The sequence below is a fragment of the Kitasatospora sp. NPDC088742 genome, assembly GCF_055584905.1.
Genome location: NZ_JBVJLD010000059.1, coordinates 1 through 8723, shown reverse-complemented (window position 1 = coordinate 8723; position 8723 = coordinate 1). Strand labels below are relative to the sequence as shown.

9 protein-coding genes are annotated in these 8723 nt (G+C 74.6%); 6 read left to right on the top strand and 3 right to left on the bottom strand.

Annotation, left to right across the window (positions count from 1 at the left end):
- Window positions 1-322: hypothetical protein (locus tag ACZ6ZR_RS33335; protein ID WP_465648845.1), on the top strand; the 322-nt coding region annotated here is incomplete at its 5' end.
- Window positions 319-753 carry a type II toxin-antitoxin system VapC family toxin gene (locus tag ACZ6ZR_RS33330; RefSeq protein WP_465648843.1) on the top strand — a complete coding sequence of 145 codons (435 nt, stop codon included), beginning with the start codon at window positions 319-321 and terminating at the stop codon, window positions 751-753. The genes ACZ6ZR_RS33335 and ACZ6ZR_RS33330, both read left to right, overlap by 4 nt.
- Before the next feature lie 3 nt (window positions 754-756).
- Here ACZ6ZR_RS33330 and ACZ6ZR_RS33325 read toward each other — a convergent pair whose 3' ends face one another.
- Window positions 757-1446, bottom strand: coding sequence for a response regulator (locus ACZ6ZR_RS33325; RefSeq protein ID WP_465648842.1), 690 nt, complete (start codon window positions 1444-1446; stop codon window positions 757-759).
- Between the two features lie 11 nt (window positions 1447-1457).
- Entirely contained in the window at window positions 1458-2642 is a 1185-nt protein-coding gene (locus ACZ6ZR_RS33320) for a sensor histidine kinase (protein WP_465648840.1), read from the bottom strand.
- Between the two features lie 338 nt (window positions 2643-2980).
- Here ACZ6ZR_RS33320 and ACZ6ZR_RS33315 point away from each other — a divergent pair, with 338 nt between their 5' ends.
- The gene (locus ACZ6ZR_RS33315; RefSeq protein WP_465648838.1) at window positions 2981-3994 is read left to right on the top strand and encodes an SAM-dependent methyltransferase; all 1014 of its coding nucleotides are present in this window, start codon (window positions 2981-2983) and stop codon (window positions 3992-3994) included.
- On the top strand, window positions 3991-5154 hold the full coding sequence (locus tag ACZ6ZR_RS33310) for an NADH-quinone oxidoreductase subunit D (protein WP_465648836.1): 1164 nt from the start codon (window positions 3991-3993) through the stop codon (window positions 5152-5154). The genes ACZ6ZR_RS33315 and ACZ6ZR_RS33310 overlap by 4 nt, the downstream gene beginning before the upstream one ends.
- Before the next feature lie 61 nt (window positions 5155-5215).
- Here ACZ6ZR_RS33310 and ACZ6ZR_RS33305 read toward each other — a convergent pair whose 3' ends face one another.
- Window positions 5216-6001: a DUF3109 family protein gene (locus ACZ6ZR_RS33305; RefSeq protein WP_465648915.1), complete on the bottom strand. Its 786-nt coding sequence runs from the start codon at window positions 5999-6001 to the stop codon at window positions 5216-5218.
- A 250-nt stretch (window positions 6002-6251) separates the two neighbouring features.
- Here ACZ6ZR_RS33305 and ACZ6ZR_RS33300 point away from each other — a divergent pair, with 250 nt between their 5' ends.
- Window positions 6252-6611, top strand: coding sequence for a hypothetical protein (locus ACZ6ZR_RS33300; RefSeq protein ID WP_465648834.1), 360 nt, complete (start codon window positions 6252-6254; stop codon window positions 6609-6611).
- Between the two features lie 136 nt (window positions 6612-6747).
- The coding region (locus ACZ6ZR_RS33295) for a WXG100-like domain-containing protein (RefSeq protein ID WP_465648833.1) at window positions 6748-8723 on the top strand (1976 nt) is incomplete at its 3' end.

The window sequence follows — 8723 nt, the reverse complement described above, 5'->3', positions numbered from 1 at the left end:
CGCCACCTCGCCGAGGCCGCTGGCCCGGGAACGCCGGACCGCACGGGTGGTGCCCCTGCGCGACCTGCGCAACCCCGGCGCCGTGGTGAAGGAGCTGGTCGAGAGCGGCGAGGCCGCCCGGGTGACCGACCGGGGCAAGGTGGTCGCCTGGCTGGTCCCGGCGGCTCCGGAGGACCAGCTGCGGCAGGAGCTGGTCGCGGGAGGCGTCCTGCGGCTCGGCCGGTCGAGCAGTCTCGCGGGCCGGTCCGCGCAGCCGTCGGCGGAGGCCGGGCGGCCGCTCTCCGAGGTGGTGCGGGAGCTGCGGGACGGGGAGGGCACGTGATCTACCTGGACTCCTGCGCGCTGGTGAAGCTGATCCGCGAGGAGACCGACTCGCCGGCGCTGCGGCGGTTCCTGGACGAGCACGCCGACCTGGAGTCGGTCACCTCGGAGCTCGCCAGGACCGAGGTGATCCGGGTCGTCCGGCGGGCCAACCATGACCCGCACGGGCGTCTGTCGGTCAGTCAGGAGGCGTTCGCCGCCCAGTTGGCCGAGGCCCGGGCGGTGCTGGCAGAGGTCGACCAGGTCACCGTCGGACCCGAGCTGCTCGACCGGGCGGGTGCGATCGAGGCGCCGTGCCTCCGCACGCCCGACGCGGTGCACCTGGCGAGCGCGCTGGCCCTCGGACTCGGCCTGCGCTGGTTCGTTACCTACGACAAGGGCCTGCGCTCGGCCGCCGAGGCGATCGGTCTGGCCGTGGTCTCGCCCGCCTGACGGTCAGTCGGTGGCGCCCGCGCGGATCAGGCCGGCCTCGTAGGCGAGGACGACGGCCTGGACGCGGTCGCGGAGGTTGAGCTTGGCGAGGATGCGGCCGACGTGGGTCTTCACGGTGGCTTCGGAGAGGGTCAGCTTGGTGGCGATCTCGCCGTTGGAGAGGCCCTGGGCGACCAGCAGGAAGACCTCGCGCTCGCGTTCGGTGAGGGGGGCCAGGACGGGGGAGCCGGGGGTGGAGTGGGGGTGGGGGAGGACGTCGGCGAAGCGGTCGATCATGCGGCGGGTGGTGGTCGGGGCGACCACCGCGTCGCCGGCGTGGACGGACCGGATCGCGGCGACCAGCTCGGTGGGCGGGACGTCCTTGAGCAGGAAGCCGCTGGCCCCGGCCTTGAGCGCGGCGAAGGCGTACTCGTCCAGGTCGAAGGTGGTGAGGATGAGGACGTGCGGGGCGCCGGGGACGGGGGAGCCGGCCTCGTCCAGGCAGATCCGGCGGGTGGCCTGGACGCCGTCCAGCCGCGGCATCCGGACGTCCATCAGGATCACGTCGACCTCGGTGCGGGCGAGGACCTCCAGGGCCTGCTGGCCGTCGCCGGCCTCGGCGGCGATCTCGATGTCGCCCTGGGACTGCAGGATCATGCGGAAGCCGGTGCGGAGCAGTTCCTGGTCGTCGACCAGCATCACCCGGATGGTCACAGCTGCGGTCCTCACTTGGTGGTCTTGTAGGGGAGCACGGCGCGGATGCGGAAGCCCCCGCCGGGCCGCGGCCCGACGTCCAGGCTGCCGCTGACCATGCCGACCCGCTCGCGCATGCCGATCAGACCATGGCCCTGCCCGTCGGTACCACCGGCGGTCAGCTGCTCGGCGGTGGAGCCGCGGCCGTCGTCCTCGATCAGGACCTCCAGCTCGCGGTCCCGGAAGTCGACCGCGACCTTGGCCCGGGCGTCCGGGCCGCCGTGCTTGCGGACGTTGGTGAGCGCCTCCTGAACGATCCGGTACACCGTCAACTCGACGCCCCGGGGCAGCTCCTGGACCTCGCCGGTGGCCGCGTACTCGACCGGGAGGCCGGCCACCCGGACCTGGTCGAGGAGCTCGGGGAGCTCGGCCACGCCGGGCTGCGGGACGTACTCGTCCTGGGTGTCGGTGGTGCGCAGCACCCCGAGCAGGCGGCGCATCTCGACCAGGGCCTGACGGCCCGTCGAGGCGATGGTGGAGAGCGCCTCCTTGGCCTGCTGCGGCGAGTTGTCCAGCACGTAGGCGGCGCCGTCGGCCTGAACGATCATCACCGAGACGTTGTGCGCCACCACGTCGTGCAGCTCGCGGGCGATCCGGGCCCGCTCGGCCGCCACCGCGACCTTGGACTGGGCGTCCCGCTCGCGCTCCAGCCGGGCGGCCCGGTCCTCCAGCTCGACCAGGTACGCGCGGCGCACCCTGGTCAGCCGGCCCCAGGCCCAGCACAGCACGAACGGCGTGGACATCAGCACGGCCAGGAAGACGCGCTCGGGCGTGCTGACGTTCTCGGAGGCGGCGGCCCCGAAGCGGACGGCGGCCAGCGGCCCGGCGGCCAGGCCGACCACGAAGGACAGCCGGGAGATCCAGGGACTGCCGAAGGCCGCACCGGTGTAGGCGAAGAGCAGGTACCCCACGCTCTCCACCTGCGGGTCGATCCCGGCGGCCAGCTGGCTCAGGCCGAGCAGCACGACCGCGACGGTGGTCAGGTCCGGGTACTTGCGGCGGAAGACCATCAGCCAGGCCATCACCGCCCCGAGCACCAGGCTCTCCCGCTGGTCCCCGCTGACGAATCCCAGCAGGCAGACCAGGAAGAGCAACAGTGCCCAGGCGGAGTCGACCACCATCGGGTGGCGGCGGAACCAGGCGTTGAGTCGATGCACGGGTCAAGCCTAGGCAGTCGGGGAAGCCCACCAGGTCAGCCGTGAGGGCGATCCGCCCTACTCCGCAGGGTGGAGAGGGAGGTACACGGAGGGGCAGGGTCCAAGGCCGCCCCGGACCGCCCTCGGGCCGCCCGGAGGGCGGCAAGGGGCGCGAGGAACTGCGCGAATCGGAAGGTGCGGGCCGGTGTGCCGGGTACGGAGAACCACTTGCAAGTGAGTGTCCGTACCCGGCACACGGGTCACCTCCTTCCGCCTCGCGCAGTTCCCCGCGCCCCTGGGTCGCTGCCCTGCCGAGCGGTCCCGCAGAGCGGTCCCGCGGAGCGGGATAGCGTCCTCGTATGGAGCACGAAGCGGAGTGGACGCCCTGGCGGCAGGCCATGGAGCGGGCGCTGTACGGCCCGCAGGGGTTCTACCGCAGGGCGGAGGGCCCGGCCGGGCACTTCCGGACTTCGGTGCACGCCTCGGGGAGGTACGCGGCGGCGGTGGCCCGCCTGCTGGCCGAGACGGACGCCGCGCTCGGCCGCCCCGCGGAGCTCGCGCTGGTGGACGTCGGGGCCGGGCGGGGGGAACTGCTGGCCGGCGTGCTGGCGGTGGTGGGGCCTGAGCTGGCGGGGCGGCTGCGCCCGTACGCGGTGGAGCTGGCGGAGCGGCCGGCCGGGACGGACCCGCGGATCGTCTGGACGGACCGGGTGCCTGACGGGGTGTCGGGTCTGCTGTTCGCCAACGAGTGGCTGGACAACGTGCCGCTGGACCTGGCCGAGCGCGGCGAGGACGGGCGGCTGCGCTACCAGGAGGTGACCGCCGCCGGCGAGCGGCGGCCCGGTGCGGAGGTCGGGGCGGAGGACGCGGCGTGGGCCGCGAGGTGGTGGCCCGAGGGCGAGGTGGTGGAGCTCGGCGGGCCGCGGGACGCGGCCTGGGCGGGGGCGGTCGGTGCGCTGGATCGGGGCCTGGCGGTCGCGGTGGACTACGCGCACACCCGGGCCACCCGCCCGTACGGGGAGACCCTGACCGGCTTCCGGGGCGGCCGCGAGGTGCGGCCGGTGCCGGACGGCTCCTGCGACGTGACGGCGCACGTGGCGCTGGACGCGGTGGCGGTGCCGGGTCTCCACAGCCTGTGGACGACCCAGCGGGAGGCGCTGCGGGCGCTCGGGGTGCACGGGGCGCGCCCGCCGCTGGCGTTGGCGTCCACCGATCCGGTGGCGTACCTGCGGGCGCTGGGCGGGGCCGGGGAGGGGGCGGAGCTGACCGACCCGTCCGGCCTCGGGGCCTTCGGCTGGCTGGCCCAGGCCGTCCGCATGCCGGTACCGGAGAGCCTGGCGGGGCTGCCGGGATGGCAGACTCTCCCCTCATGAGGGAGACCACGGTCGGCGTCGGTGCGGGTGCCGAGAATCTTGTCGGCGAGCTGGGCACCACCGACATGGTGCTCAACATCGGCCCGCAGCACCCGTCCACGCACGGTGTGCTGCGGCTGAAGCTGGTGCTGGACGGCGAGCGGATCGTGGCCGCCGAGCCGGTGGTCGGCTACATGCACCGCGGCGCGGAGAAGCTCTTCGAGGCCCGCGACTACCGTCAGATCATCATGCTGGCCAACCGGCACGACTGGCTGTCGGCCTTCTCCAACGAGCTCGGCGTCGTCCTCGCGGTCGAGCGGATGCTCGGCATGGAGGTGCCCGAGCGGGCGGTCTGGCTGCGCACCCTGCTGGCCGAGCTGAACCGGGTGCTCAACCACCTGATGTTCCTCGGCTCGTACCCGCTGGAGCTCGGCGGGATCACCCCGGTCTTCCACGCCTTCACCGGCCGCGAGGAGCTCCAGCACGTGCTGGAGGAGGCCAGCGGCGGCCGGATGCACTACATGTTCAACCGGGTCGGCGGCCTCAAGGAGGACCTCCCGGCCGGCTGGCTGGGCCGCTGCCGGACGGCGGTCGGCAGCGTCCGCGCGCAGCTGCCGGTCTTCGAGGACCTGGTGCTCGGCAACGAGATCTTCCGCGGCCGCACCGCCGGGGTCGGCGTGCTCTCCCGCGAGCACGCGCTCGCGTACGGGGTGAGCGGCCCGATCGCCCGGGCCAGCGGCCTGGACTTCGACCTGCGCCGGGACGAGCCCTACCTGGCGTACGGCGAGCTGGCGGACGTGCTGCACGTCGCGGTCCGCGAGGAGGGCGACTGCCTGGCCCGCTTCGAGTGCCTGCTCGAACAGGCCGTCAACTCGCTGGACCTGGCCGAGGCCTGCCTGGACCGGCTGGCCGGGCTGCCGCCCGGCCCGGTCAACCAGCGGCTGCCCAAGGTGCTCAAGGCCCCCGAGGGCGCCACCTACGCCTGGACCGAGAACCCGCTCGGCGTCAACGGCTACTACCTGGTCTCCCGGGGCGACAAGACCCCCTGGCGGCTCAAGCTGCGCTCCGCCTCGTTCAACAACATCCAGGCCCTGACCGAGCTGCTGCCCGGCACCCTGGTCGCCGACATGGTGGCGATCCTGGGCTCGATGTTCTTCGTGGTCGGCGACATCGACAAGTGACCGCCCGGTGCCCCACCCGCAGGGCGGGGCACCGGAGTTGACGGTCGGTCGGCCCGGCCCGTCAGCCCTGCGGGTCGGCCGGGTGCGGGGCCACCGCGATGCCGGTCCTGATCCGCTGCTCGCACAGCTCCGCCAGCACCGCGTAGCCCTCGGAGCCCATCAGCTCGGTGAGTTCGGGCCGGTACGAGACGTAGACCGGGTCGGCCGCCTGGTGCGCGTCCGGGCTGCCGGTGCACCACCAGTGCAGGTCGTGGCCGCCCGGGCCCCAGCCGCGGCGGTCGTACTCGCCGATCGAGACCTGGAGGTAGCGGCTGTCGTCCGGACGGTCGATCCAGTCGTAGGTGCGGCGCACCGGCAGCTGCCAGCAGACGTCCGGCTTGGTCTCCAGCGGCTCGCGGCCCTCCTGGAGGGCCAGGATGTGCAGCGAGCAGCCGCCGCCGCCGGGGAAGCCGGGGCTGTTGCGGAACAGGCAGGCGCCGTCGATCCGGCGGGTCTGCCGGTCGCCGTCCTCGTCGAACATGGTGATGCCGCCGTCGAGCACGATCCGGCCCTTGGCGTCGGTGCCGTGCTCGAAGTTCTCCCAGATCTCCGGGGTCAGCCGGGCGGCGTGCCCGGCCACCCGCTGCTCGTCGTCCTCGTCCGAGTAGTGCGCGCCGAGCGTGCAGCAGCCGTCGGACTCGCCCCGGCCCTCCCGGATGCCCTGGCAGCCCTGGCCGAAGATGCAGTTCCAACGGGAGGTGAGCCAGGTCAGGTCGCAGCGGAAGACCTGCTCCTCGTCGGCCGGGTCGGCGAACTCCACCCAGGCCCGGGCGAAGTCGAGCGGGACCTCGGGCCGCATGCCCGGCATGCCGAGGTCGGTCTTCTTGGTGGGCTTGTCGGCCTTCGGCTTCTTCTTGCCGTGCTTGCCCTGCTTGTCGCTCTGCTTGCTCTCTGCTGCCACCCGGTAAGGGTATGGCCTCGGCCGGATGATCCCTGGTGACGGGCCCGTCACCGGTGAAGCCCGTGTGAGAAAGCCGCACGTGCCCTGCGGTGAGCGGGCGGGCTGGGCCTAGGATGACTGCCTGGTATTCGCACGGGGGCACTGGGGGAGTGGGCGGATGAGTACGAGTGGTTCGGGTGACTTCCTGATCAAGCCGTGGGAAGTGCGCGGCGAGGGCCGGGAGTTCGGCAAGATCTCGCAGGACTTCGAGGGTGCGGCCAAGACCCTGGAGCAGGGCATGGCCGGGCTCGGCACGCCCTGGGGCGGTGACGCCCCCGGCAGTGGCTTCGGCGCGCTCTACACCGAGGCGCAGGGCATGCTGCTGGCCGGGCTGAACGGCCTGGCGGGCCGGTTGGGCCAGGTCGGCGCCAACCTCAACACGATGGCCGAATCGGCCGAGCGGACGGACGGCGACGTCAGCGCCGACCTGGGCAGAGTGCAGCCCGGTGTGGCGCCGGTGGCCCCGCCGAAGCACTGACGCACCGTCGGGTGCGGCCCGCGCGGGGAACCGCAGCGGGCCCGCGCTCGTGTTCGTCTCCGTTCCCCGCCGCGCGTCGCGGCCGAACGGACTGTCCTGCTGAACGTCCCGCTCGACCGGAAGAAGGAGGGACCCGGTGTCCCGCAACGTGCCCGAGGAACTCGCCCCGGTGCTGGCCAGGTTGGGCCACCAGTGGCCGCAGGCCGACGAGGAGGGGCTGCGCCGCGCGGCCGGCGTCTGGCGTGAGTTCGGCGCCGAGGCCGACCGGATCGGCCGCCGGGGCGGGGACTCCGCGCAGCGGGTCACCGGGGAGAACAAGGGCCGGGCGGTGGACGCCTTCGCCGAGCACTGGCGCGGCTTCGCCGGTGGCGGCCGGGGCAGTCTGGACGACGCGCACGGTGCCGCCGAGCTGCTGGCCGGCGCCTTCGACCGGGCGGCCCGGGCGGTCGACTCCTGCAAGGGCGAGATCATCGCGGTGCTGCGCGAGCTGGCCGAGGAGATCAAGCTGGCCGAGAAGATCGAGGCCGCGGCCGGTGCCGTGCTCGGCGCGATCGGCGGCGCGGTGGCCGACGCGGTGGTCGGGGTCGGCGAGAAGGTCGCGGTGGAGCTGGCCAAGCACAAGGTCGGCAACCTGCTGGAGGAGCTCGGCCGGGAGATGAAGGAGGGGCTCCAGCAGGCGCTGAAGGAGCCCGCCGTCACCACCCTGCAGCGGATCGCCGAGGCCGACGGCTACCAGGTGGCCCGGTCCGCCTCGGCCGCCGGTGGCGGTGCGGCGGCCGGCGCGCTGCTCGGCGGCCGGGCGGTGGCCAAGGTGCGCGGGCTGTCGGCGGTGGTCGGCCGGGACGGCGAGGTGGTGACGGACCGTCAGGGCCGGCCGGTGCTGGTGGACGAGAGCGGCAACCGGGTGGAGGGCGTCGACGGCGTCGTCCCCCAGGTCGGCGAGGACGGCAAGCCGCTGGTCGGCCCGGACGGCAAGGTCGCCGTGGTGGGCGAGGACGGCAAGCCGGTGGTGGGCGTGGCCTGCGGCAGCGACGGCAAGCCGCTGCGCGACTCCACGGGCGCGCTGGTGGTGGTCGGCGCCGGAGGCCTGATCGCGGCCGTCGGGGTGACCGTCGCGCTCGGCCGGGACGGCAAGCCGGTGACCGGCACCGACGGCGAGGTGGTGGTGTTGGACCGCGAGGGCCGCCCGGTGCGCGGCAGCGACGGGCACACCGCCAAGGTGGACCGCTCGGGCGAGCTGGTGACCGACCGCAGCGGGAACGTGGTGATGGTCGACGACCAGGGCCGGACGGCCGGGCCGGAGACGCAGCACGGCAAGAAGCCGGGGCTGGGCCTGGGGCTCGACCTCGGCGGGGTCGGGGCGGACGTGCAGATCGGGCCGGGCGGCCTGGAGGCGGACGTGCACGCCGGTGGCAACGGCGTCGGCGTCGGTACCGGCAACGGGAGCGCGAACGGCCAGGGGCACGGCAACGGCGGCGGCTACGGCCAGGGCGACGAGTACGCCGGCGGCCGGGGCGGCGTCCAGGTGCAGGCCGGGCCGGTCTCGGCCGGGGTGGGCCCCTACGACTCCCGCTACGACGACCCCTCCGACCGGAGCGGCCACGGCCAGTCCCACCAGCAGGACCCCTGGCGGCAGGGCGGCGGGAACGGCGGAGGCGGCGGCACCCAGCCGCGGACCGTGGTCTCGGTGGACCTGGACCCGGGCAACCCCGGTGGCGGGTCCGACCGTTACGAGGACGACCGCCCGGTCCACCGCACCGCGGGGACCCTGCACACCGACTCGGTGGCGGTGGCCCCGCCGCAGAGCGGCCTCTCCTCGGCGTTCGCCGACGGTCCGTCGGCCGGCACCGGCTGGGGGCGGCACGAGTCCTCGGCGCCGGGCGCGGCCGGTGGCCACGGGGCCTCCGGCGGGTCCGGCGGTCCGGGCGGCTCCGCCGCGGCCTCGGCCGGGCTCGGCCCGGTCGGCGGGCAGTCCTCGCTCGGTACCCCGCCGCTGGGCATGGGCGTCCAGCCGACGCCCGCCGTGCCCGGGGCCTCGGCCGCCCCGGTGGCCGCCGTCCCGCCCGCCGCGGCGGGTGCTCCCGCCGCCGGTGGCGCGGCCGGTGGCGCCGG

Bases quoted from the DNA above. Each gene is read 5' to 3' on its own strand.
- ACZ6ZR_RS33315 (WP_465648838.1), top strand. From the start codon at position 2,981: ATGGAGCACGAAGCGGAGTGGACGCCCTGGCGGCAGGCCATGGAGCGG.
- ACZ6ZR_RS33300 (WP_465648834.1), top strand. From the start codon at position 6,252: ATGAGTACGAGTGGTTCGGGTGACTTCCTGATCAAGCCGTGGGAAGTG.
- ACZ6ZR_RS33310 (WP_465648836.1), top strand. From the start codon at position 3,991: ATGAGGGAGACCACGGTCGGCGTCGGTGCGGGTGCCGAGAATCTTGTC.
- ACZ6ZR_RS33305 (WP_465648915.1), bottom strand. From the start codon at position 6,001: ATGCCGGGCATGCGGCCCGAGGTCCCGCTCGACTTCGCCCGGGCCTGG.